21 protein-coding genes are annotated in these 23,449 nt (G+C 68.2%); 8 read left to right on the top strand and 13 right to left on the bottom strand.

The features are described 5' to 3' along the window. Positions 1 to 14 precede the first annotated feature (14 nt). From ASE79_RS16315 to ASE79_RS21905, 3 genes are all read left to right on the top strand, one after another. Positions 15 to 761 (top strand): electron transfer flavoprotein subunit beta/FixA family protein, encoded by a 747-nt coding sequence (locus ASE79_RS16315; protein ID WP_056419080.1) that lies wholly within the window; start codon positions 15 to 17, stop codon positions 759 to 761. Beyond that, complete coding sequence (locus ASE79_RS16310; protein WP_056419077.1) at positions 758 to 1,687, top strand: electron transfer flavoprotein subunit alpha/FixB family protein; 930 nt, start codon at positions 758 to 760, stop codon at positions 1,685 to 1,687. The genes ASE79_RS16315 and ASE79_RS16310 overlap by 4 nt, the downstream gene beginning before the upstream one ends. A 529-nt stretch (positions 1,688 to 2,216) precedes the next feature. Further along, a complete protein-coding gene (locus tag ASE79_RS21905) occupies positions 2,217 to 2,975 on the top strand; it encodes an energy transducer TonB (RefSeq protein WP_056419074.1) in 759 nt (252 codons plus the stop codon). 9 nt (positions 2,976 to 2,984) lie between these two features. Here the strand turns inward: ASE79_RS21905 and ASE79_RS16300 are convergent, their stop codons facing one another. After that, positions 2,985 to 4,082 (bottom strand): acyltransferase family protein, encoded by a 1,098-nt coding sequence (locus ASE79_RS16300; protein WP_056419699.1) that lies wholly within the window; start codon positions 4,080 to 4,082, stop codon positions 2,985 to 2,987. Positions 4,083 to 4,178: 96 nt separating this feature from the next. Here ASE79_RS16300 and ASE79_RS16295 point away from each other — a divergent pair, with 96 nt between their 5' ends. Continuing rightward, positions 4,179 to 5,408 carry a dipeptidase gene (locus ASE79_RS16295; RefSeq protein WP_056419071.1) on the top strand — a complete coding sequence of 410 codons (1,230 nt, stop codon included), beginning with the start codon at positions 4,179 to 4,181 and terminating at the stop codon, positions 5,406 to 5,408. A gap of 140 nt (positions 5,409 to 5,548) precedes the next feature. On the opposite strand, the gene ASE79_RS16290 is transcribed toward ASE79_RS16295, so the two are convergent. From ASE79_RS16290 to ASE79_RS16270, 5 genes are all read right to left on the bottom strand, one after another. Next, positions 5,549 to 6,781, bottom strand: coding sequence for an MFS transporter (locus ASE79_RS16290; RefSeq protein WP_056419068.1), 1,233 nt, complete (start codon positions 6,779 to 6,781; stop codon positions 5,549 to 5,551). Then, positions 6,771 to 7,775: a histone deacetylase family protein gene (locus tag ASE79_RS16285; RefSeq protein WP_056419065.1), complete on the bottom strand. Its 1,005-nt coding sequence runs from the start codon at positions 7,773 to 7,775 to the stop codon at positions 6,771 to 6,773. Before ASE79_RS16285 ends, ASE79_RS16290 begins: the two co-directional genes overlap by 11 nt. A 91-nt stretch (positions 7,776 to 7,866) precedes the next feature. Beyond that, complete coding sequence (locus tag ASE79_RS16280) at positions 7,867 to 8,424, bottom strand: 2'-5' RNA ligase family protein (RefSeq protein ID WP_156359733.1); 558 nt, start codon at positions 8,422 to 8,424, stop codon at positions 7,867 to 7,869. 217 nt (positions 8,425 to 8,641) lie between these two features. Further along, the gene (locus ASE79_RS16275) at positions 8,642 to 10,207 is read right to left on the bottom strand and encodes a lysine--tRNA ligase (RefSeq protein ID WP_056419058.1); all 1,566 of its coding nucleotides are present in this window, start codon (positions 10,205 to 10,207) and stop codon (positions 8,642 to 8,644) included. A gap of 59 nt (positions 10,208 to 10,266) precedes the next feature. After that, on the bottom strand, positions 10,267 to 10,572 hold the full coding sequence (locus tag ASE79_RS16270) for a hypothetical protein (protein ID WP_056419695.1): 306 nt from the start codon (positions 10,570 to 10,572) through the stop codon (positions 10,267 to 10,269). Positions 10,573 to 10,795: 223 nt separating this feature from the next. Between ASE79_RS16270 and ASE79_RS16265 the strand changes: the two genes are divergently transcribed. Further along, the gene (locus ASE79_RS16265) at positions 10,796 to 13,495 is read left to right on the top strand and encodes an ATP-dependent DNA helicase (protein WP_056419055.1); all 2,700 of its coding nucleotides are present in this window, start codon (positions 10,796 to 10,798) and stop codon (positions 13,493 to 13,495) included. An 8-nt stretch (positions 13,496 to 13,503) separates the two neighbouring features. Then, complete coding sequence (locus ASE79_RS16260; RefSeq protein WP_056419053.1) at positions 13,504 to 14,040, top strand: SixA phosphatase family protein; 537 nt, start codon at positions 13,504 to 13,506, stop codon at positions 14,038 to 14,040. Positions 14,041 to 14,079: 39 nt separating this feature from the next. Here ASE79_RS16260 and ASE79_RS16255 read toward each other — a convergent pair whose 3' ends face one another. The 6 genes from ASE79_RS16255 to ASE79_RS16230 form a co-directional block, all read right to left on the bottom strand. Then, positions 14,080 to 15,750 (bottom strand): ATP-binding protein, encoded by a 1,671-nt coding sequence (locus ASE79_RS16255; protein ID WP_056419051.1) that lies wholly within the window; start codon positions 15,748 to 15,750, stop codon positions 14,080 to 14,082. Between the two features lie 78 nt (positions 15,751 to 15,828). Then, positions 15,829 to 16,548: a TIGR02186 family protein gene (locus ASE79_RS16250; RefSeq protein WP_056419693.1), complete on the bottom strand. Its 720-nt coding sequence runs from the start codon at positions 16,546 to 16,548 to the stop codon at positions 15,829 to 15,831. A gap of 32 nt (positions 16,549 to 16,580) precedes the next feature. Beyond that, positions 16,581 to 17,495, bottom strand: coding sequence for a sulfite exporter TauE/SafE family protein (locus tag ASE79_RS16245; RefSeq protein ID WP_056419048.1), 915 nt, complete (start codon positions 17,493 to 17,495; stop codon positions 16,581 to 16,583). A 76-nt stretch (positions 17,496 to 17,571) separates the two neighbouring features. Further along, a complete protein-coding gene (locus ASE79_RS20500) occupies positions 17,572 to 18,366 on the bottom strand; it encodes a hypothetical protein (RefSeq protein WP_235516992.1) in 795 nt (264 codons plus the stop codon). A gap of 209 nt (positions 18,367 to 18,575) precedes the next feature. Then, positions 18,576 to 20,036: a glycosyl transferase family protein gene (locus tag ASE79_RS16235; RefSeq protein ID WP_082445386.1), complete on the bottom strand. Its 1,461-nt coding sequence runs from the start codon at positions 20,034 to 20,036 to the stop codon at positions 18,576 to 18,578. Positions 20,037 to 20,189: 153 nt separating this feature from the next. Further along, positions 20,190 to 20,693 carry an outer membrane protein assembly factor BamE gene (locus ASE79_RS16230; RefSeq protein WP_056419040.1) on the bottom strand — a complete coding sequence of 168 codons (504 nt, stop codon included), beginning with the start codon at positions 20,691 to 20,693 and terminating at the stop codon, positions 20,190 to 20,192. Between the two features lie 133 nt (positions 20,694 to 20,826). On the opposite strand from ASE79_RS16230, the gene ASE79_RS16225 reads away from it, so the two are divergent. Together ASE79_RS16225 and ASE79_RS16220 are read left to right on the top strand one after the other, a co-directional pair. Further along, on the top strand, positions 20,827 to 21,333 hold the full coding sequence (locus tag ASE79_RS16225) for a ubiquinol-cytochrome C chaperone family protein (RefSeq protein WP_235516990.1): 507 nt from the start codon (positions 20,827 to 20,829) through the stop codon (positions 21,331 to 21,333). Beyond that, positions 21,330 to 21,854 carry a DUF177 domain-containing protein gene (locus tag ASE79_RS16220; RefSeq protein WP_056419037.1) on the top strand — a complete coding sequence of 175 codons (525 nt, stop codon included), beginning with the start codon at positions 21,330 to 21,332 and terminating at the stop codon, positions 21,852 to 21,854. Before ASE79_RS16225 ends, ASE79_RS16220 begins: the two co-directional genes overlap by 4 nt. 33 nt (positions 21,855 to 21,887) lie before the next feature. Here ASE79_RS16220 and ASE79_RS16215 read toward each other — a convergent pair whose 3' ends face one another. Beyond that, positions 21,888 to 23,393: a M23 family metallopeptidase gene (locus tag ASE79_RS16215; RefSeq protein WP_056419035.1), complete on the bottom strand. Its 1,506-nt coding sequence runs from the start codon at positions 23,391 to 23,393 to the stop codon at positions 21,888 to 21,890. Between the last annotated feature and the right edge of the window lie 56 nt (positions 23,394 to 23,449).

Raw genomic sequence — 23,449 nt, 5'->3', positions numbered from 1 at the left:
TGGAAGGAACCCCGATGAAGGTGCTGGTGCCGGTCAAGCGCGTGCTTGACTACAACGTGAAGCCTAGAGTGAAAGCGGACGGAACGGGCGTCGATCTGGCGAACGTCAAGATGAGCATGAACCCGTTCGACGAGATCGCGGTCGAAGAGGCGATTCGCCTCAAGGACAAGGGCGTGACGGAGATCGTCGTCGTCTCGATCGGCGAGCAGAAAAGCCAGGAAACGCTGCGCACTGCGCTCGCCATGGGCGCTGACCGTGCGATTCTGGTCGTCAGCGAGACCAAGGTCGAGCCGCTGGGCGTGGCCAAGATCCTCGCGAAGATCGTCGAGGAAGAAAAGCCCGACATGGTCATCCTCGGCAAGCAGGCGATCGACGACGACAACAACCAGACCGGGCAGATGCTCGCCGGGCTCCTGAACTGGGGCCAGGGCACGTTCGCGTCGAAGGTCGAGATCGCCGACGGGTCGGTCAACGTGACCCGCGAAGTCGATGGCGGCGCGGAGACGGACACGCTCAAGCTGCCTGCGATCATCACCACCGATCTTCGCCTCAACGAGCCGCGCTATGCGTCGCTGCCCAACATCATGAAGGCCAAGTCGAAGCCGATGGCGCAGAAGACGCCGGCCGATTTCGGCGTCGACGTGACGCCACGCCTGACCACGCTGAAGGTGGTCGAGCCCGCCAAGCGCTCGGCCGGGATCAAGGTCGCCGATGTCGACGCACTGGTCGGCAAGCTCAAGGAAATGGGAGTCGCCAAGTGAAGACGCTCGTCTGGGTCGAACATGACGGTCAGGCCGTCAAGGATGCCACGCTGTCGGCGGTGACCGCCGCATCGCAGCTCGGCGAAGTCCATCTGCTGGTCGCCGGCCAGGGCGTCGACGGCGTCGCAGCCGAGGCCGCCAAGATCGCCGGCGTCGGCAAGGTGCATGTCGCCGACGACGCCGCGTTCGCGCATGCGCTGGCCGAGAACGTCGCGCCGCTGATCGTCGAGCTGATGGCCACACACGACGCGTTCGTCGCGCCGTCGACCACGCACGGCAAGAACATCGCGCCGCGCGTCGCCGCGCTGCTCGATGTCATGCAGATCAGCGACATCCTGTCGGTCGAGAGCGAGGACACGTTCACGCGCCCGATCTATGCGGGCAACGCGATCGCGACCGTCCAGTCGTCGGATGCGAAGAAGGTCATCACGGTGCGTGGTACGGCCTTCGCCAAGGCCGCGACCGAGGTTGGGTCTGGCGAGATCGAGGCGGTCGCGTCGACGGGCGACAAGGGTCTGTCGACCTTTGCCGGCTCGGAGATCGCCAAGAACGAGCGTCCCGAGCTGACCAGCGCGAAGATCATCGTCTCGGGCGGCCGTGCGCTGGCCTCGAGCGACCAGTTCCACGCGCTGATCGATCCGCTTGCCGACAAGCTGGGCGCGGGCGTCGGTGCCTCGCGCGCCGCGGTCGACGCGGGCTATGCGCCGAACGACTATCAGGTTGGCCAGACCGGCAAGATCGTCGCCCCGGAAGTGTATGTCGCGGTTGGCATCTCGGGGGCTATCCAGCATCTTGCGGGGATGAAGGACTCGAAGGTCATCATCGCGATTAACAAGGACGAGGACGCGCCGATCTTCCAGGTCGCGGACATCGGCCTGGTCGGCGATCTGTTCAAGATCGTGCCGGAGCTGACGGAGAAACTGTAAGCCCGAGCGAGGCGTGCAACAGCACGCCGGTGCGAACCAGCGAAGCGCAGGTTCGCACGCGACGGGCCGGCCGGCGGCGCCATAGCGCCGACCGTCTCCGCGGGATTCACTCCCGCGGCGCACGCCAGGAACGGGCGGTGTGACTTAGGTCGCACCGCCCGTTCTCGTATCAACGCCAGCGCACCGTCCGCCCAATTACGCCAAGCGCGTTCCGGTATCCACTGTTCCGCACCAACCCGACATAGGGCTCGGGGAACAATAGCCCCCGACCCCGTCATTGCTTGTCGCCGTCACGCAAGGTCCGGCCGCGTTCGAGCGGCAGTCCGCTCCTCCTTGTTCTCCCGCGAAGGCGGGAGCCCAGTCTGGGTCCCCGCCTTCGCGGGGAAACAAGGCTACCGTTGTTCCTGGGGGATAAGGGTCAAGCAAGTCCGGGGGCAGCAGCCCTTGACTGAGACGTATCGCAAGTGCCGGCGGCCGAACCCCAAGGCGCGGAGTTGCCGCCCGCCGTCGCCCTCCCCAATTAGCCGGGATGTACGGTGTCCACCCGAACCCGCGCGATCGCCTGATATCCGCGGGCGGTGCCACGATCCTGTGTGGCGTCTTGGGCTACGCGCTGATCCTCGGTCTCGGCGTGCGCATGCCCGTCGCCATCCCCGACGCGCTGAAGACGTTCGCAATTGGCCCCGCACCTCCCCCGCCGCCGCCTGAAACGATCATCCCTCGGCCGGCGAAACGCCATCGTCCCGAAGGCGCGGCGGCGCCCGCCAACCTGCGCGCGAAAGCCACCGACATCGTTGTGCCCACGCCGATCGTGCCGCCCCCCGTTCCACCACCGCCGGTCATTGTCGCGCTGAAGCCCGGCCCGGGTAGCGAGGCCACCACGGGCGCCGCGCCCGTCTTGGGCCCCGGAACCGGCGCGGGTGGCGATGGCAACGGCTCGGGCAGCGGCCGCGCCGGGTATGGCGACGGCGATGGCGGCGCCGAGACCCCGCCAAAGCTGCTTAACGGCCGCTTCAAGACTAAGGACTTCCTCAATGCCGAGGCGGTGATCGGCGCGGGCGGGATCGTCGGCGTGAGCTACACGGTCGAGACCGATGGCAGCGTCACGCACTGCGGAATCATGCGATCGAGCGGCAATGCGGTACTCGATGCGACCACCTGCCGCCTGATCACGCTGCGCTTTCGCTATCGCCCGTGGCGCGATGCGGCGGGGCGGCCGGTCCGGTCGACCGTCGTCCGCAACCAGTCATGGGTCAACCAGCGCGGACCGCCGTCGCGCGGCGACTGATCGCACCCTCTACCGCCCGAGCCGTCCCCCGCTCAGGACCCGCGCGGCGGTCGGCGAAACCGCCATCAACGCGCGTCCCAGACCGATCGTGACGCCGAGCACCAGCAACGGCTGGACCAGCAGATACGCCGGATACAGCCCCGCGCCGAGCGCGCCGGTCACCAGCCCGATCACTGGCCCGAACAGCCACAACAGCACGAGATGATCGCAAAAGGCGAGAAATCCGTAGCGCTCGATTTCCCGCAAGCCCTCTGCGCAGCGGCTCCCCGCCAACGCCCACGCCACGCGCCAGAAGAGCACCGCGGACGCCAGGCGAAACACGATATCGAACGCTGCCATCGCGTGCGGATGTGCGTCGAAGAAGACATTTCCCAGCAACGCCGTCCAGAGCCGCGGCGCGATCAGCACCACGAACGGCAGCGCGCACAGCGCGACCGGCCACCGCGCGACCGCCTCCGGGACGCCGAACCGCCGCGCGGCGATGCCCGCGGTAAAGAAGAGCAGGATCTGCGGCCGCAACAGCAAGGGCACGCGCACCCCGGATACACTCCACGCGACGACCATGATCGAAACCACCGCCAGCCATCGACTCGACGCCCGGACCAGGAGCGGCGCGATCATCATCGCGACGAACAGGTCGCGCAGGAACGGCATCTGCACGTTGATATCATTGGCATGGACGAGCGGCACGAGTTCGTTGAGCGTCCAGCCGATGCTCGACGGCGTCGGCGCCTTCAGGTCGCCGAACGTCGCCGCGGCACCGACCAGCAGGATCGCGATCGCGTTCCACAGCAACATCGGGAGCAGGATCGTCCGCGCCTTGCCGCGCAGGAACGCACCGTAAGGCTGGCGCATCGCGGTCGAGACGACCAGCCAACCCGAGATCATGCCGAGCAGCGGCACGGCGCTGCGCCCGAACACCTCGCCCAGCACGGTGCGCAGGATCGCCTGTCCGCCGAACGAGACCGCCGCGAGCTCCTCGGCGGTTCGCCCGGTCCAGGCGTGGACATAGACGATCCCCATGATCCCGATCAGCCGCGCGATCGCGATCGCGGTGGAAAGTCGGCTCTCCGCGCCGCGTGCCGGTTCGGCGGTCCCCGTGTTCAAATGCGCCCCTCCGCCTGCTGTAGCGCGCGCCTTACCCGGCTTGTCGCGCGCGAACACTGTGTTCAGGATGGAGCGGACGTTACGGGGGACAAAGACATGATCGCCGCTTTCCTGCTTATGGCTGCGCAGGCGGGGCCCGACGCGGTCCTATCCCGCCGAGTCGAGCGCGTGCTGAAGCGGAACCCGGTCATCGACGGTCATAACGACCTAGCCTGGGAGATTCGCGAGCTGCACGACGCGAAGGTCGAGGCGGTCGATCTGTCGGCCGATACCGCACATCTGCCCTACCCGCTCCAGACCGACATCCCCCGTCTGCGCAAGGGCCATGTCGGCGGCCAGTTCTGGTCGGTCTACATCCCCGCCGACGCGCCGCGCGCGGTCGAGATGACGCTCGAGGAGATCGATATCGTCCGCCGCTTCGTCGCGGCCAATCCGGCGACGTTCGAACTGGCGACCACCGCCGCCGACATCCGCCGGATCGAGAAAGCCGGGCGGATCGCGTCGCTGATCGGGGTCGAGGGCGGGCACCAGATCGACGGTCGGCTCTCTGTGTTGCGCCAGTACCGCGCGCTCGGCGTCGCCTATATGACGCTGACGCACGGCAAGAGCCTGAACTGGGCGGACAGCGCAACCGACGCACCGCGTGCCAACGGGCTCAGCGATTTCGGGCGGCAGGTGATCGCCGAGATGAACCGGATCGGGATGATCGTCGACGTCAGCCACGTCTCGGACGCGACGATGACCGCGGCGCTCGCCGCGACCAAGGCGCCGGTGATCGCCTCGCACTCCAGCGCGCGCGCGATTGCGGATGCGCCGCGCAACATTCCAGATGACCTGCTCCGCGCGATCGGCGCGAACGGGGGCGTGGTGATGGTGAACTTCTACCCGTCGTTCCTGTCGGGCGCGTGGCGCGGCTGGGACGGCGCGCGAACCGCCTATGCCAAGAGCATCGGCGTGCCGGCGGGGGTGTATGGTTCCAAGTCGCCCGCGCCTCTTGTCGCGTGGGACGCCGCGCATCCCGAACCGCATGTCACCGCCGCGACGGTGGCCGATCATGTCGAGCATATCGCGCAAATCGCTGGCCACGATCATGTCGGGATCGGGGGCGACTTCGATGGCATCCAGGGCACCGGGCCGATCGGGCTGAAGGGCGTCGACGGCTATCCGCTGCTGTTCGCCGAACTCGCGCGGCGCGGGTGGAGCGATGGCGATCTGGCGAAGCTGTCGGGGGGCAACGTCCTGCGCGTGATGGAGGCGGTGGAAGGCGTTGCGAAGGCGATGGCCGGGCTGCCGCCCGTCGATGCGACCGACGTCGCGTCGCGATAGGGTCTTGGCCTTCGCGCAAGCCGCAACCGTGACGGCCAAACCTCGTTGCCCCAGCGAAAGCTGGGGTATCCTTCCGTATCAGGCAACGCGTGCTTAACGGGGATATCCCAGCGTTCGCTGGGATGACGGTGGGAGGGGCGTCACGGATCCGGCATGCGCTGCGGCGCCGGCGGCTCCACCACCAGCGGCGGCACGGTGCGCAGGACCAGCCCGATCACCAGCGCCGCCACGCCGAGCACCAGGCAGAACGCGGTCACCCCCGGCCAGCCGGCGTGCGTCCATGCGACCCCGCCGGCGGACCCCAGCACGCTCGACCCCATATAATAGAAGAACAGGTAGAACGCCGCCGCCTGTCCGCGCGCGCCTTGCGCACGGCGGCCGACCCAGGCGCTGGCGATCGAATGCGCGCCGAAAAAGCCGATCGTCACCACCGCGATCCCCGCGATCACCAGCGCCAGCGGAGTCATCGCGGTCAGCGCGACGCCGACGATCAGCAGCACCACCGGGATCCAGAAGATCGTCCGCCGCCCGCGCCGCCCGGCGAGCGTGCCGAACTTCGCCGAGCTGACCGATCCCAGCACATAGAGCAGGAACACCGCCCCGACTGCCGCCTGGCTGAGGCCGTACGGCGCGCGCATCAACCGGAAGCCGGCATAATTGTAGATCGTCACGAACACGCCCATCAGCAGGAACGCCTCGAGATACAGCAACGGCATCGCGCGGTCGGTGAACAGCGACCCGGCACTGCGCAGCAGCGCGCCCGGCCGCCCCTCGCTCGGCGTGAAATTGCGCGAGGGCGGAGACAGCCGGCGAAACGCCTCCGCCATCGCCAGCCCGGCGATCCCCACCGAGGCGAGCGCCCAGCGCCAGCCTTCGAGATCGGCGACGACGCTGACGACCAGCCGCCCCGCCATCCCACCAAGCGCACTCCCCGCGATATACAGTCCCATCGCCGCGCCGACCGCGCCCGCATCGACCTCCTCCGCGACATAGGCCATCGCCACCGCGGGCACGCCTGCCAGCGCGACGCCGGTCAGGAAACGCAGCACGAGCAACCCGCTCCACCCCGGCACAACCGCCGCCGCCACGGTCAGCGCACCCGCCGCGAACATCGCCGCGATCATCAACGGCCGCCGCCCGACCCGGTCCGAGACGAACCCGGCAAACAGGATGCCGATCGCCAAGGGCCCGGTCGCGAGCGACACCGCCAGCGAGGCGGCCTCCGCGGTCAGGCCATATTGCGCGGCGAACAGCGGCAGCAACGGCTGCACCGAATAGAGCAGCGAGAAGGTGGAGAACCCCGCAAACAGCATCGCCAGCGTCAGCCGGCGATAGGCGGGTGTGCCCAGAGCAATCGGCGCCTCAGAAGCCACTCAGGAAACTCGCGACGTTGTGGCCCAGCGCGTCGACCGCATAGCCGCCCTCCATGACAATGACGCTCGGCCAGCCGCGGGCCGCGATATCGGCGGCGAGTATGGCATAGTCGGGCGTGGTCAGCGCGAAGTGCGAGATCGGATCGCCCTCCCACGTATCCGCGCCGAAGCTCACGACCAGCAGGCCCGGATCGAACGCGGCGATCGCGTCGAGCGCGGTCGTCTGCGCGGCGCGGAAGGCCTCGATCCGCGTGCCGTGGGGCAAGGGCAGGTTCAGCGTCGTGCCGAGCCCTTCGCCCTCGCCGGTCTCGTCGGCATGGCCCCAGTAGAAGGGATAGTCGGTCTTCGGATCGGCATGGACCGAGGCGTAGAACACGTCGCCCCTGCGCGCGAAAATGTCCTGCGTGCCGTTGCCGTGGTGATAATCGATGTCGAGGATCGCGACGCGCGCGACTCCGGCGTCGCGCGCAGCCTGCGCGGCGATCGCGGCGGTGTTGAGATGGCAGTATCCGCCGCAATAATCCGCACCCGCATGATGGCCGGGCGGGCGGCACAGCGCGAACGCAGCGCGCTCGCCGTCGAGTACCGCATGCGTCGCGGCGAGCGCGGACTGCGCGCTGCCGTAGGAGGCGGCCCAGGCCTGGGGCGTGATCGGCGTAGTGGCATCGAAGCTGTGCGCACCGATCAGCGCGTCGATCCGCGTGAGATCGAGCGGACGGCGGCCGCGAACCGGGAACGCGTAGGGGATCGCATCGCCTTCGCGCCCCGCGTCGCGCCACAGCCGCGCGGCATCCTTGAGGAACGCGGCATAGGCTTGCGTATGCACCGCCAGGATCGGCGCCTCGCCGCGATCCTCCGGCGCCTCGACCGGGCCGATCGCGCGGAGGATCGCATCTATGCGCGCGGGCGTCTCCGCATAGGCGGTGAACGCGCCGTTGTGCAGTTCGCGGGCTGGCGCATGGGTCCGCTGGGCATCGTCGAAGAACAGCCGCATGTTTGCTCCTTGGTGCGCGGTCACGAGGGAAGAACCAACCGATCGCGCTGTGGGTCCTACCGGGTCCCGCGCGTTCGACCAATTCGACAGCCTAGAACAGCGCCAGCTGCCGATCGTCCACGCCGTTCAGGAGCCAGCGACCGATCACGTCGTGCCGCATCTGGCCGACCCGGCTGTGGACCAGCACGAACGCGTCCGCGGTCCAGCCGATCGGCGCGATGTCGTGCGTGAACGGCGCGCCGTCGCGGTAGCCGAGCGTCATCCGCGGACTGGACCGGTGGCCTGCGCGTGCGGACAGCCCCGCCGCCTCGCGCGCCACCGCGATCCGCTGCCGCAGTGCGTCTAGCGAGGCGTTCGGGTGGCGCGAACACAGCGCGACGGATCGCTCGGTCCCGACCGCGATATCGAACCGTAGCGCGAACGGTGCGGCCTCGACCGCATCGCCGATCGCCTTGAGGTCGCGCTCGAGCGCGGTCGACACGCGGTCATGGTCGTCGAGGATGTCGATCGTGACGTGGAGATGGTCGGGGCGCCGCTTCTGCCCCTCGGTCTCGAACCACGACGCCGCCTCGGTGATCTGGCGCGCGAGCGGCAGCGGCGGGCGGATCGCAAAGAACAGGCTGTGACGGGCGATCGGTCGATGAAACATGGCCACTTTCCGGGTCGGGTGGGGACGTTTTGTTGCTAATATGTTCCGGTGTTGTCGTCTAGGTATCGCGCGAAATCCTGTGGATCAAACACCACCCCGGCGAAGGCCGGGGCCCAATTGGAGAGGCTGCAGTAACGATACGCTGCACCTCGTTATGTACGTCCCCCAATTGGGCCCCGGCCTCCACCGGGGTGGATGATTCTTCCAGCGTACGCCCTTACCGCGCCAAGGCCTCTGCGATCAGTTTGCGCGAGTTCGCGACGCCGTACAGCGCGATGAAGCTGCCCATCCGCGGCCCTTGCTCGGAGCCGAGCAGCGTCTCGTACAGCGCCTTGAACCAGTCGCGCAGGTTTTCGAACCCGCCGGTCTTGCCGATCTCGTAGACGATGTTCTGGATGTCCTCGGCACTCGCCTCCGCGGGCAGCGCGCCGAGTTCGGCGTCGAGCCGCTCGAGCGCCGCGACCTCGTGCGCCACGGGCGCGCGACGCTTCAAGGTCGGCGCGACGAAATCACGGCCATAGGCCAGCGCGTGATCGATCAGCTTGTCGAGCTCGGGATAGCTCTCCGCCGACGCATCGGGGACGTAGTTCGCCAGATAGCCCCAGACCTGCGCCTTGCTCGCATCGCCCATCACGCCGACCAGGTTGAGCAACAGACCGAACGTCACCGGCAGCTCGCCCTCGGGGAGCTTGCCGTCATGAATGTGATGCACCGGATTGCCGAGCTTCTGCTTCAGATCCTGGGCCGCATAATTGCCGCGGAACTGCCAATATTCGTCCACCGCGCGCGGGATCACGCCCATGTGCAGTGACTTGGCCTTTTTGGGCTCGCGATACGCGTAGAAGGCGAGACTCTCCTGCGGGCCATAGGTCAGCCACTGGTCGAGGCTGAGGCCGTTGCCCTTGGACTTCGAGATCTTCTCGCCATTCTCGTCAAGGAACATCTCGTAGTTGAAGCCCTCGGGCGGCCGGCCCCCGAGCACGCGCGCGATCTTCGACGACTGCGTCACCGAATCGATCAGGTCCTTGCCCGCCATCTCGTAATCGACGCCGAGCGCAACCCAGCGCATCGCCCAGTCGACCTTCCACTGGAGCTTGGCCTTGCCGCCGAGCACCGACTGCTCGATCCGCTGGCCCTCATCGTCGAACGCGATCAGCCCGGCTTCGGCATCGATCACCTCGATCGGCACCTGCAGCACGATGCCGCTGGTCGGCGAGATCGGCAGCACCGGCGAATAGGTCGCGCGGCGCTCGGCGCGCAGCGTCGGCAGCATCACGTCCTGGATGCCCTGGAAATGCCGCAGCACGCCTTTCAGCGCCTCGTCGAAGCGACCGCTGGTGTAATAGTCGGTCGACGACGCGAATTCATAGTCGAAGCCGTAGCGGTCGAGGAATTCGCGCAGAATCGCGTTGTTATGCGCGGCAAAGCTCGAATGCGTGCCGAACGGATCGGGGATCTGCGTGAGCGGCTTGCCGAGATGCTCGCGCAGCATGTCGCCGTTGGGGACGTTGTCGGGCACCTTGCGCAGGCCGTCCATGTCGTCCGAAAATGCAATTAGCCGCGTCGGCGTGTCACTCAGCGCGTGGAAGGCGTTGCGCACCATCGTCGTGCGCAACACTTCGTTGAACGTGCCGATATGCGGCAGCCCCGACGGTCCATAGCCCGTTTCGAACAGCACCGGCGCGCCCGATTTGCCGTTCGGATACCGCTTGAGGAGCTTGCGCGCTTCCTCATACGGCCAGGCTTTGGACTCAAGGGCGGCGGTGCGGAGGTCATCGGTCATAGCCCATCGCGACTAGCGCGTGCGCCGCTGCCCGTCACCCCCACACCGCCGCATGGGTCTTAGCGGCAACGATCCTTTGCAGTGATCGTCCGATCGATCGCGCGACCCCCGAGCGCACCCGCTGCGCCGCCGGCGAGCGTGCCGAGCAGGCCACCACCAACGGCATTGCCGAGCACCGCGCCACCGACGCCGCCGGCGACCAGACCGGTCGTGCCGCTCGAATGGCGGCAGCGCCGCGCCTGATAGCGACGGTTGTGACCGCGATATTCATGCCGCGAGCGCGCTTCGGCTTTGCCCGTGGGGATCACGGCGGCAGCGGGAATGGCGAGCGAGAGCGCGCTCAGCGCCATGAGAAACTTCTGCATGATCATCGTCCCTGTTGATGTAAGTAAAGCCCGGTATCGATAGGGGCGCAACGCACGTGAACCGTACCGGTTGCGTAACGGCGGCCTAGGATGATGAGATCGCTGAAAAGTCTCTCAAACCCTCCCGTCATCCCAGCTTTCGGTGGGACGACGGAAGAGCGGAGATTGCCCAGCCGCCTTACAAAAGGTTGCCCTTTCGTTCCTCTTGGCACAAGGTCGCGCGGTGCTTCCCTATCCCGCCCTCCACGCCAGCCACGCCGGCATCTGGATCGCGAATGCAGACGGCGCGCGCCCGATCGGGCGGGGCGAGGCGATCCGGATCGCCGCCGATACGCCCGTCATCATGCTCAACGCGCCGCTGATCGGGCAGCGTCTCGGCTATCCCGACCTGTCGGGGCTCGATTTGCTCGAACTCTACGCCTTCCTGCGCCCTTCGCAGTTCGCGGTCCCGACGCCCAAGGGCATCGCGCGTGTCACCGGTCTGGACGTTCCCACCGAGGATGCCGAGGTGGCGTCGTTCCTGCTGCGTGCGGCCGAGGCGATGCTGGCGCTGACCGATGGCGACTGGCCCGAGCGCGAAGGCGCGTGGACCTCGGCGCAATCGCTGTTCCGCCTGCGCTGGCCTTGGGCGCCGGTCGTCGCCGAGCGGCTGAAAAAGCCGTCGGTCAACGAACGCTGGCTGTTCTCGGTGCTGCCCGAATGGGAGGAGCATGCGCCGCGCCCCGCACCGCGCACCGTCACGATCGAGCCCGGCGACGCCGAAGCGCGGCTCGTCGACCTCACCGGGCATGGCGCGGAGGAACGCCCCGGCCAGCGCGCCTATGCCGGCGCCGCGACCGCCGCCTTCGCACCGCGTGCGATGCGTGACACGCCCAACCTCGTCCTCGCCGAGGCGGGCACCGGGATCGGCAAGACGCTCGGCTATCTCGCGCCCGCGTCGCTCTGGGCGGAGAAGGCGGGCGGCGCGGTGTGGATCTCGACCTATACCAAGACGCTGCAACGCCAGTTGGGACAGGAAACCGCGCGACTCTATCCCGACGCCGCGATCCGCAAGGCCAAGGTCGTCACGCGCAAGGGCCGCGAGAATTACCTGTGCCTGCTCAACCTCGAGGACGCGCTGCAGGGCGGGTTCGCGGGCCGTGCGGCGATCCTCGCACACCTCGTCGCGCGCTGGGCCGCGTATAGCGCCGACGGCGACATGGTCGGCGGCGACCTGCCCGGCTGGCTGCCGACCTTGTTCCGCCGCAACGGCTCGACCGCGCTGACCGACCGGCGCGGCGAATGCGTCTATGCCGGCTGCCCGCATTACCGGAAATGCTTCATCGAGCGCGCCGCGCGCGCCTCGTCCGACGCGGATATCGTCATCGCCAACCACGCGCTGGTGATGGTCAACGCCGCGCGCGGCCGCGAACTCGCGACCCGGCCGACACGCTATGTGTTCGACGAGGGCCATCACATCTTCGACGCCGCCGATTCGATGTTCGCGACCGCGCTGACCGGTGCCGAGACGATCGAACTGCGCCGCTGGATCCTCGGCCCCGAATCGGGTGGGCGTGGCCGGCGGCGCGGCCTTGCCGCACGGCTGTCCGACCTCGCCAGCTATGACGAACAGGGCGCGCGCGCGATCAGCGACGCGGTCACCGCGGCGGGGGCGCTGGCGAGCGACGGCTGGCTGCAACGGCTTGGCGAAGGCGCGCCGTTCGGACCGATCGAGACGCTGCTCGCCGCCGTCCGCGGCCTCACCTATGCGCGCGCCGAGCAACCCGGCGATGCGGGCTATGGGCTGGAGACCGAACTCGCCGAACCCGACGCGACTCTGATCGAGGCCGCCGCCCCCGCCGCCTCTGCGCTCGACGCGCTGGTCCGCCCACTCGTCACGCTCGCCCGCCGCCTCGAAGCGGTGCTCGCCGAAGCGCCCGACTGGATGGACGGCCCCGCCCGCGCGCGCGTCGAGGGCGCAATCGCCTCGATCGGCTGGCGCGCGGAGACGGTCGCGGCGTGGCTGTCGCTGCTCGCGCGCGTTGGCGGGCCGGTCGACGGCGATTTCGTCGACTGGCTCGCGGTCGACCGGATCGAGGGCCGCGAATTCGACATCGGCCTCCACCGCCACTGGCTCGACCCGACTCGGCCGTTCGCCGAGATCGTCCTCAAGCCCGCGCATGGCGCGCTCGTCACCTCGGCGACGCTCACCGGCGGCGGCGACTGGGAGGTCGCCGAAGCGCGCAGCGGCGCCCCCCACCTTCTTCGCCCCGCCGCGCGATTCGAGGCGAAAAGCCCGTTCGACTATACCCGCCAGGCCGAAGTGCTGATCGTCACCGACGTGAAGCGCGGCGACATCGGCGCGCTTGCCAACGCCTATGCGCAGCTGATCGTCGCCAGCCGTGGCGGGACGCTGGGGCTGTTCACCGCGATCCGGCGGCTGCGCGGCGTGCATGGGCGCATCGCCGATCGCCTCGCGCGCGAAGGCCTGCCGCTCCACGCGCAGCACGTCGATCCGATCGATACCGGCACGCTGGTCGACATCTTCCGCGACGATCCCGGCGCGTCGCTGCTCGGCACTGATGCGCTGCGCGACGGCGTCGACGTGCCCGGTGAGTCGCTGCGGCTCGTGGTGATGGAGGGCGTGCCCTGGGCGAAACCGTCGGTGCTGCACGCCGCGCGGCGGCTTGCCGGCGGCGGCTCGGCCTATGACGATCGGCTCGTCCGCGCGCGGCTGGCGCAGGCGTTCGGCCGGCTGATCCGCCGCGCCGACGATTCGGGCGTGTTCGTTATGCTGTCGGCAGCGATGCCCTCGCGCCTGCTCGCCGCGTTCCCGCCGGGCGTGCCGATTGCGCGCGTGACGCTCGAAGAAGCGGTGGCCCGAGTGGCGAGCCGGCTTTCCTCAAGGGCTCCGGTAGGGCATGAAAGCCGCGAACCGGCTTGAGGATCGCCATGAAGACGCTGACGCTGTTGCGCCACGCCAAATCCGGCTGGGACGATCCGGTCGCCCGCGATTTCGATCGCCCGCTCAACGCCAAGGGCAAGCGCGCTGCGGCGATGGTCGGCCGGCACATGCGGTCGTTGGACCTGGCGTTTGACCATGCGATCGCCTCGCCCGCGGTGCGCGTGGTCGAGACGCTCGCACAGATCGAATCGGGTTACGGACGGACGATCGCGCCGGCGATGGATCGGCGCGTGTATCTGGCATCCGCGGTGACGTTGCTCGACGTGGTGCACGGCTTTCCCGCCAAGGCGACGCGCGCGCTGCTTATCGGTCACAATCCCGGCCTCGAGGATCTGGTGCTGATGCTCGTCGCCGACGGTGCGGACCCGCTGCGCGATGCGGTGGAGGACAAATATCCGACCGCGAGCATCGCCGAACTCGAGTTCGAGGGCGACTGGTCCGATCTGGCGGCCGGGACCGCCCGCCTGACCCGCTTCGTCCGCCCGCGCGACCTAGATCCGACGCTGGGTCCCGACGCCGACTGAGACGAGCGCGGCCCCCTTGTGGGGGAGTCTATGCCGCCGTCATTTGCCTTGCGCGCGCCACCGCTGGATCGTTCGGCCGATGATCTGATCCTCGCCGCCGATATCGCGCCATAGCTCGGAGAATAGCGGATCGGTGGAGGCGGGCTGCTTGGCCTCTTCCAGCGTGTCGAAGGCAACGCGGATCGGAATCGTCACGCCTTCGCCGCAGATGATGCATTCGCGGTTGCGCAAGGCCGGGATCGAATCGAGAAAGCCGCGCGCGCCTTCGGGCATGGCGGCGCGGACCAGCGCCTGATCGCGCTCGTTGTTGAGGCGCATCGCGATGATCGTGCCGCACTGCGACAGCACGCCCTCCGCGAGATCCGACGGACGCTGCGTGATCAGGCCGAGCGACACGCCGTATTTGCGGCCTTCCTTGGCGATCCGGCCGAGAATGCGGCCGACCGCGCTGGTCGCTTCCTGGCCTGCGGGAATGTAGCGATGCGCCTCCTCGCACACGAGCAGGATCGGGCGTTGCGGTTCGTTGCGCGACCAGATCGCGAAATCGAACGTCATCCGTGCGAGCACCGCGACGACCACCGCGGTGATGTCCGACGGCACGCCCGAGACGTCGATGATCGAGATCGGCTTGCCGTCGCCGGGCAGGCGGAAGATGCGGGCAAGGAAGCTCGCCATCGTGTCCGCGACCAACATGCCTGAGAACATGAAGCCATAGCGCGGATCGGCCTTGATCTCGTCGATCTTGGTCTTCAGCCGCAGATATGGCGCGGTATCGCCGGCACGATCCATCTTGCCCATCTCGGCGTTGATGATCGTCGTCAGATCGCTCAGCAGATACGGGACCGGCGCGTCGACCGTCAGCTTGGCGATCTCCTGGCCCAGCCGGCTCTTGGCCTTGGCGGCGAGCAGGCATTTGGCGAGGATATCCGCATCGAATTGCCGCGCGGAGCCGCTGCTGGTCAGGAAGACCTCGCAATGCTCCTCGAAATTCATCAGCCAGTACGGCATCTGCAGGTTCGACACGTCGTACAGCGCGCCGTTCGACGCGAATGCCGCGGCATATTCGCCGTGCGGATCGATCATCACGACATGGCCCTGCGGCGCCAGTTCGCAGATCCGGTGGAGGATCAGCGCGGCGGCGGTCGATTTGCCCGTGCCGGTCGACCCGACGAGCGCGAAATGCTTGCCGAGCATGGGATCGACATACAGCGCGGCGGGGATGTCGCTGGTCGGGTACACCGTCCCGATCGTGATGTTGGCGCGATCCTCCGCCGCGTAGACCTGTTGCAGATCCGCGGTCGTGATCGGGAACACCTCGCAGCCCGGCATCGGATACCGGGTCACGCCGCGCCGGAACCGGTCGAGATTGCCGGTCAGCGGCTCCTCGTCGCCCTCGCCGAGAAAATCGATCTCGGCGGCGATACAGGTGCCGGCATTGTCCTCGAGCTTGAGCGACCTGACATTGGCGACCAGCCACGTCGTGCCGACGCGCATCTTGACCTGGCTGCCAACCTGGCCCGCCGCCGCGACGACGCTGTCCGGATCGTCGCACAGCGCACCGATCGAGGCACGATCGAGCAAAACGCGGCTGCTCGACCCGGCGATCGCGTACACGACGCCGATCGGGGCAGGCGGCGCGGCAAAGCCCGCGATGCCACCGGTTAGTGGTACGGCGCGCAAAAACGCATCGGGTCCCGGCATTTCACTCATTCTGGCAAGATCCCCAGTCATTTACCCGACCTCTTGCGCGCAAGAGCGTAAACATCCGGTGACGATGGTGAACCGACGCTAAACCCTGCGCGCGATCCAGCCAGCGGCCCAGCCGAGAAACACCGACAGCGCGACCGCGGCCAGGCCATAGACCACCGACGAGCGATCCGCCGCGCGCGCAACGAATCGCTCGAAGCCCGATTTGCGGATGTCGATGTCGCGCACCGCCGCCGCCAGCACGCGCCCGTCGCGGATCAGGAACGTCTCTGCAGTGAAGCGACCGACCGGGACGCGCGCGGGGATCGACACGCGCGCGCGGTAGAGGACGCCATCGGTGATCTCCACCGCGCGCGGCGCTTCGTAGTAGAGGCCGGCATTGCGCTTCAGGTCGACGAGTCCTTTCTGGAACCGGTCCTGCGTGTCGGCGGGCGCGCTGGATGCAGGCGACAATTGCAGGCTGTCGAGCCCGAGTTCGTAGATCGCACGCGTCCGATCGTCGACGAGCCGGGCGATCGGCTTCGACGAGGCGATCGCGTAGAAGCTGGGGGCGGAGCGATAGCGCAGACGCGAGGCGTTGACCCAGATCCCCGCAACCTTCTCCTTCTCGCGCATCAGGATCGACTGGGTGGGGCCCTTCACGACGACGACGATGTCGGTGGGCTGCTCACCGGTCGGCAGCCGGCCGCCGGGATACAGGATCGCGCCGAACAGCAGGAGCTCGGCGCCGGTGAAGCTGTAGGCGATCTCGATATTGCGCTGCGACACGTCGGGGACGAGCACGGGCTTGGCCTGCGCCATCAGCAGCGGGGCCAGCAGGACGAGCCAGACCCTCACGACAGCGTGACCGAGAAGATTTCCTCGGGCCGCCAGACGAGGCCGAGCAGGATCCGCACGCCGATCAGCAGTACCATCGTCGCGAGCGCCAGCCGCAGATATTCGGGGCGGAACTTGGTCGCGAACCGCGCGCCGATCTGCGCGCCGACGACCGAGCCGAGCAGCAGCAGCCCGGCCAGCACGATATCGACCGCCTTGGTCGTCGTCGCATGCACCATCGTCGCGACCGCGGTCACGAACAGAGTCTGGAACAAGGACGTGCCGACTACCACCGAGGTCGCCATGCCGAGCAGGTAGATCATCGCGGGCACGAGGATGAAGCCGCCGCCGATGCCGAGCAGGATCGTCAGGATGCCGGTGAAGAAGCCGAGCAGCAACGGCGCCAGCGGCGAGATATACAGCCCCGAGGCGTAGAAGCGCGTCCGCAGCGGGAGTGCGGCGACGAGCGGGTGATGGCGGCGTTTGCGCGCCTTGGGCGGGCGCCCGGTGCGCGCGCGACCGATCGTGCCGATCGATTCCTTGGCCATCATGCTGCCGATCGACCCGAGCATGACGACATAGACGATCGCGATCACCGTATCGATCTGGCCGCTCTGCTGGAGCAGCCGGAACAGCCAGGCGCCGAAGAACGAGCCGAGGATGCCGCCCGCCACGAGCACCCCGCCCATCTTGGTATCAACGCCCTTGCGGCGGAAATGCGCGAACACGCCCGAAACGCTCGCGCCGGTCACCTGGCTTGCCGAGGAGGCGGCGGCGACGGTCGGCGGGATGCCGTAGACGATCAGCAGCGGCGTGGTCAGGAAGCCGCCGCCGACCCCGAACATCCCCGACAACAGCCCGACGCCGCCGCCGAGCAGGATGATGACGAGCGCGTTGACCGACAGGTTGGCGACGGGGAGATACAGATCCACGCGTGCAGCGTTACACCGGATTGCGCGCGCGGGGCTAGGCTCGACTCGGTACCGATCGCGTTGTTGGGGAAAGGCCTCAGAAGTCGCTGCCGATCGAAAGCGCCGGGCCCGATCCGGGACGCGCATTCCCCGCGACCCGCTCTCGCCAGTCGAGCGTCAGGCGAAGCGATTTGCGCGCGATCGGCAGCGTCGCGACGACCGATGGTCCGACATCGAACCGCGCCGCCGCACGCTGCGCACTGCCCCATGCACCGATCCCGATATCGACGCGCGCCTTGCCGATCGTGCCGAGGGGATGGGTGACGCGGGCCGATGCGTCGATGAATCCCTCAAGCCCCTCGCGAAGGATCGCGCCGCCCTGGCCATACGCCTCGATCCGGATGCCCGGCGCGATGTCGGACGGACCATAGCCGGCGATCACGCCGACCGTCGGCCCGCCGCGGCCGCCGTCAAGGACGAAGCGCTGCTCCGCGACGAGGTGGATCGGCAGCCTCAGGGGTTGCCATTCGACGCCGAGCGCGATTTCGCGACCACGCCCCTTGAGCGGGGCGGCGATACGCGCGGCGAGGGCGACCCGTCGGTGTCGGCCCAGCGCGTAGGTGAACCGCATGCCACCTTGCGACGCGCCGAGCCGGCCGCCCGATACGGTGCCCGCCGGGCCGCCTCGGACGAGCAGCCACGCACTGCCGGTCAGCCGGCTCGTTCCCCGCAGCGGGGCTGGTGGTGTTTGGGGCGATGGGATTGGATCGATCCGATGATCCGGTGCGGCACGCACAGCCAGAATGATGAAGCTGGCCTCGGGTTGCCGTTCGACCCGTCGAGGCAGACGCGGCTGCGGCTGCGGCTGCCGCTGCCGCAACCGGATCGTCATCCGCGGACTGGCGCGAGCATGCTTGGCGGATAAAGCGGCGTGGTGTCGCGCAAGACCCGTGGCTGCGACGTTGGGAACGAGAGCCGCGATCAGACGCGGGATGACGTTTGCAGTCGGCACCGCTCTGATCTCTGGCAGGAGCACCACGATCCGGATCGCCACCCATCCACCAAGGGCCAGCGCAAGAAAACGGAGCGGTCGCCCGCCTGTCATCCCGCCCAGGCGGTGACGATATCGGGGTCATGCGGATCAACGGAGTCCGAGGCCGTGCAGCTCGGCGGCGCAGCGACGGGCAGCAGGTCGGGAAATTCGTGACGCGTCTTGTCCCATACCGGTGTGGCACCGCGCAGCATGCCGATATAGCGCAGCACCGCGCGGGGAGCGGCGACCAGCGAAACGAGATTGCCGACGAAGAAGCGCGGCAACGACCAGATCGCCTCGCGCAACCCGTAACTTCGCCCCGTGAACAGCATCCGGATCGCCAGCCGCCAGCCGAGCAAGGCGGTGTTGATGATCAACATCCCCGCCGCGAGCGGGTTGGCGCAGTCGGTATAGGGCATCGCCTCGCCCAAAACGCCGTGAAGTATCAGCGATACCCCCCAGACCGGTATTGCGAGATAGGCGACTGCGAGGATCAGGACCGCCAGCGGCGCACGGCGATCACGCATCCGCATCCAATGATCGGTCAAAGCATAAGGTCGCGCCCAGCCGGTCCGATCCCAGCCGGCCAGCGCGATACCCGTCATCCAGCGGGTCTTCTGGCGGATCGATTCGGCCATCGTCCCCGGAAAATACGCACGGACGGTGACGACGGTACCAGCACCGTCGACCGCAACCCGCGCGAAGATGCCGCGCGCGCCGATCTCGGCCAGGCGAATCCCTAGTTCATAATCCTCGGTCAGGCTGCTCGCATCGAACGGATCGCCGTTGCGCGCCTGCGCGATCTTCGCCAGCATCGCTGGGCTGATCGCGCAACCGGTCCCGGCAAGCGGCATCGCGGCGCCGAGAGCGGTCCTTACGACGATCTGCTTGGCATGCGATTCGGCAAATTCGTCGGCGTAATGCCCAGACACCAGCCGCGCGCCGCGATTGACGAGTGGCAGGACGGGAAGTTGCACCACCTCATACCGGTCGATCAGGCTATCGAAGACGTGCAGCTCATGGGCATGCACGACATCTTCGGCGTCGTGCAGCACGATCGCCTTGCTGTTCCGGCCTTCGCGCGCGTCGTCAAGGCGCAGCGCGTGCCATAGCGTGTTGAGGCAGTCGGCCTTGGTGGTCGGCCCGTTGCGCGATCCGATGACGAGGCGGACCCGCGGATCGTGGTCGGCAACGCGCTTGGCGGCGTCGATCGTACCCGGATCGTTAGGGTATAGGCCGACATAGATCCGGTAATTGTCATGCTCGTAGCGGTCGAGCGCCGCGGACAGCATTGGGCTGATCACCGCGACCTCGTCCCACGCAGCGACGAACACCGCGATCGGGCCGGAACGACGGGGCGGCGGCAACGTCGCCAAGCTCAGCGGTGATTGACCGCCCCGCCGGATCCGGTGCGCGATGAAGATGAGGTCGACCAGCAGATCATCGATACCGCCGAGGAACAGTCCGACGCCCGCAAACAACAAGGTTTCGCGCGCGACGACGTCGACAATCCATAACGAATCGTTCATGCTCACCCCCGGTCGAAAGGGTACAGCAGAATAAACCCGTTTCGGATTCAGTCAGATCCGAATCGGATGTTTGCAACGATAGTCATCGGCGCCGCACTGTTCTTGGGGAGGCCGTGTTACTGCTTGGCCGTGTCGCGTCACCGCATCCGGGGGTTACGGCCGGTCGCGCCCGCCGCCGCCGGTGTTGCCGCCAGCGCCGCCGCCGCCGGCCCCTGCCGCACCGACGGTGCCGATATTGCCGAACAGATCCTGGAAGAAGCCGCGTTCGCGACCCAGCGTCGGCGTCGTCTTGCCGTACGGCTTGACGGCGGCGACCTGGTCGAGCCCGCCGCGACGGATCGCGGTGACGGTGCCCTGCTGGTCGAAGCTGATCTGCAGCGTGATCTGCGCGTTGGGCCGCGGGTTGCGGAACGCCAGGTTGCGGCTGTCGCGCGCGAGGTAATACCAGTCGCCCTGGTCGAACTGGCCCGCCAGCGTCGGCTTGCCCAGCGTCTGGAGCACCGACTGGCGATTGTCCACGCCCGGCTGGACCGAGTTGACGAGGTCGGTATCGACGACATAGCCCTGGTGCGAGCGCAGCTGGGTGCAGCCCGCGCTGGCCAGCGTAACGACCGCGAGGGCGGCGGCGAGACCCGTACGGGCGGAAAACACGCTCATATAAACTCCCAACCGGGGCACGCGAAAACACGTGACGGTTTCGATGCGATTGCATCGGCCGCCGATCGCCTCGATATGCGAGGATGCGCGGGCAAACAAGCCAGAGCGCGGTCGATGGTCGAAGGACGACGTATTGAGCTGGTTGGGAAGACTGTTCGGCGAGAAGCCGGACGAAGCGCTGCCGCTGTATAATGCCGTCGTGACGCGGGCGCGGGCGGCGCATTGGTACCAGGCGGGCGCGGTGCCGGACACCGTCGACGGCCGGTTCGACATGATCGCGACTCTGCTCGCGATCGTGATGCTGCGGCTCGAGTCGGAGCCCGCCGGCGGCGATCCAGCCGCGCGGCTTGCCGAACGCTTCGTCGACGACATGGACGGCCAGCTGCGTGAAATCGGGATCGGCGACATCATCGTCGGCAAGCATATCGGCAAGATGATGAGCATGCTGGGCGGCCGGCTCGGCGCGTACCGCGAAGGGCTGGCCACAGGCGATATCGCGCCGGCGCTGGTGCGCAACCTGTACCGCGGGGCCGCGCCCGACGATGCCGCGCTGGCGCATGTGCGCGAGTCGCTGATGGCGTTCCATGCCGGACTGACGACCAAATCCCTTCCCGATCTACTTGCTGGAGACCTGCCGTGAGCCCCGAATTCAGCCGTCCGGAACGTCTCGATACGATCGGCGAGCGCGAGCGGATCGTCGAGATCGCCGCCACCGAGAGCGAGCGTGCCGCGCTGGCGAAGCGGTTTTCGCTCGTCTCGATCTCTCGGCTGGAGGCGCGGCTCGGCATCAAGCGCAACGACCGGGGCATCGTGGTGAAGGGCCGCGTGACCGGCGCGGCGGTGCAGGCCTGCTCGGTGACCGACGAGCCGCTCGACACGCGGATCGACGAACCCGTCGAGCTTCTCTTCGTCGAGCGGCTGGTGGCGGAGGGCGACGAGGTCGAACTGTCCGACGACGCGCTCGATACGGTCGCGATCGAGGGCGGCACGATCGATCTGGGCGAGGCGGCGGCAGACACGCTGGCGCTGTCGGTCGATCCGTTCCCGCGCGGGCCCAATGCGGCGGCTGCGCTGGCGGCGGCGGGCGTGATCAGCGAGGACGAGTTCCGCCCCGCCAATGCGTTTGCGGATCTCCAGGCGCGGATGGCGGCCAAGTCGTAAGGCGGGCGCGCGTGCCGGCCCTGGCGGCGTGCCTCAGCCGCCCGGGCGGACGGCGAGCAGCGTCGCCACCTTCGTCTTGAACGCGCGCAGCGATGCGCCCGACAGGTGCGCGACGCCCGCGAACGATACCGCGCGCGGATTGATCGCCGCGCCGTTCTTCCACACTTCCCAGTGCAGATGCGGGCCGGTCGACAGGCCGGTCGAGCCGACATAGCCGATCACCTGCCCCTGCCGCACGCGCGTGCCCGACGACACCGCGATCCGGCTCATATGGCCATAGCCGCTCGCCATGCCGCCACCGTGGGTCAGCTTGACGAAATTACCATAGCCACCGGTCCGCCCCGCGAACGCGACGACGCCGTCGGTCATCGCGTAGATCGGCGTACCATAAGGCGCGCCGATATCGAGCCCCTTGTGCATTCGCGTGAAGCGCAGCAGCGGATGCACGCGCAACCCGAAGGTGGAGGTGATGCGGCCCGATACGGGCAGGCCGGATACCGCGCGCCGCTCGGTCTGGCCGTTGGCGTCGAACCAGCCGTCCGTCCGCGACGCGCCGGCCCCGTCGCGCTCGCGCTCCGCACCGTCGGGCCCGAAGCGCACGAGCTGCACCTTGCGGCGGCCCTGATCGATCCCGGCGAACAGCAGCGCGCCGATCTGCGTCTCGCCGGTCGCGGCGCGCTGGCGTTCAATGATCAGGTCGAAACGGTCCGCGGCGCCGACATCGCGACCGATCGACAGGCGAGTCGCGAGCGCCTTGATATAGGATTCGACGGCCTTGGCGGGCACGCCTGCCGCGCGCATCGACCGGTACAGGCTCGATCCGACAAGGCCCTGGATCCGCAGCGGCGTCGCGTCGATCGCAATCGGCTTGCGGTGCATCGCCAGCCCGCCCGCGGTGCGCATCAGCGCGAGCCCGAGATCGAACCGCGCACGCAGATCGAGCGCTTCGAGCGGCCGGGCGACGGTGCGGTCGGGGCGACGACCGAGCGTCAGCGCGATCCGTGTGCCCGCGGCGATGGAATCGAGCGGCACCGCCTGCGCAACCATCGTCGCGGCGGCATTTGCATCGGCGCGCCCGACGCCGGCGCGCATCAGCACGCGGTCAAGCCGGTCGCCCTCGCCGAGCGTTGCAGAGAGGGTCACGGTCGGCCGCTCGGGGGCTTCGGTCAGCGGCGCGACGAGGTCATTGGCGGCCATCCGCCGGCCGGTCGCCGCACCTTGGCCGATCGCGGTGATTCCCTGCGCGCGCGCCTCGTCCCATTCCGCCCCGGCAAGCGGCGGGGGCACCGCACCGACCAGCGGCTCGATGCCCGGCGCCAACGCCCATGTCGCCACGCACAGCGCGGTGCACGTCGCAACGCCGCGCCACCAGTCGAGGCTGCCAATCTGTGCACCCAGGTCCGGAACCCAGTCGATCGACGTCGCCGCAGTGCGCAGCGGGACGCGCGGGCTCGGCGGTGACGCGGACGACGGCACGCGCAGGCCGCGAGGCCCCCGTATGCCAGCCAGTCCATATTCCGGATCGTCCCGTAGAAACACGCGCGCTGCCTTGGTGGTTGAAGAACATGGTCGAAGCGGCAAGCGGCGTCGTTGAC

The organism is Sphingomonas sp. Leaf28, from assembly GCF_001421685.1.
GTDB lineage: Bacteria > Pseudomonadota > Alphaproteobacteria > Sphingomonadales > Sphingomonadaceae > Sphingomonas > Sphingomonas aurantiaca.
This window is presented reverse-complemented; position numbering and strand designations above follow the sequence as displayed.

What these genes read in the sequence shown, in the direction of transcription:
- ASE79_RS16315 (WP_056419080.1), top strand. Translation starts at nt 15, where the DNA reads ATGAAGGTGCTGGTGCCGGTCAAGCGCGTGCTTGACTACAACGTGAAG.
- ASE79_RS21905 (WP_056419074.1), top strand. Translation starts at nt 2,217, where the DNA reads ATGTACGGTGTCCACCCGAACCCGCGCGATCGCCTGATATCCGCGGGC.
- ASE79_RS16295 (WP_056419071.1), top strand. Translation starts at nt 4,179, where the DNA reads ATGATCGCCGCTTTCCTGCTTATGGCTGCGCAGGCGGGGCCCGACGCG.
- ASE79_RS16285 (WP_056419065.1), bottom strand. Translation starts at nt 7,775, where the DNA reads ATGCGGCTGTTCTTCGACGATGCCCAGCGGACCCATGCGCCAGCCCGC.
- ASE79_RS16280 (WP_156359733.1), bottom strand. Translation starts at nt 8,424, where the DNA reads ATGTTTCATCGACCGATCGCCCGTCACAGCCTGTTCTTTGCGATCCGC.
- ASE79_RS16275 (WP_056419058.1), bottom strand. Translation starts at nt 10,207, where the DNA reads ATGACCGATGACCTCCGCACCGCCGCCCTTGAGTCCAAAGCCTGGCCG.
- ASE79_RS16270 (WP_056419695.1), bottom strand. Translation starts at nt 10,572, where the DNA reads ATGCAGAAGTTTCTCATGGCGCTGAGCGCGCTCTCGCTCGCCATTCCC.
- ASE79_RS16260 (WP_056419053.1), top strand. Translation starts at nt 13,504, where the DNA reads ATGAAGACGCTGACGCTGTTGCGCCACGCCAAATCCGGCTGGGACGAT.
- ASE79_RS16255 (WP_056419051.1), bottom strand. Translation starts at nt 15,750, where the DNA reads ATGAGTGAAATGCCGGGACCCGATGCGTTTTTGCGCGCCGTACCACTA.
- ASE79_RS16250 (WP_056419693.1), bottom strand. Translation starts at nt 16,548, where the DNA reads ATGGCGCAGGCCAAGCCCGTGCTCGTCCCCGACGTGTCGCAGCGCAAT.
- ASE79_RS20500 (WP_235516992.1), bottom strand. Translation starts at nt 18,366, where the DNA reads ATGACGATCCGGTTGCGGCAGCGGCAGCCGCAGCCGCAGCCGCGTCTG.
- ASE79_RS16235 (WP_082445386.1), bottom strand. Translation starts at nt 20,036, where the DNA reads ATGAACGATTCGTTATGGATTGTCGACGTCGTCGCGCGCGAAACCTTG.
- ASE79_RS16230 (WP_056419040.1), bottom strand. Translation starts at nt 20,693, where the DNA reads ATGAGCGTGTTTTCCGCCCGTACGGGTCTCGCCGCCGCCCTCGCGGTC.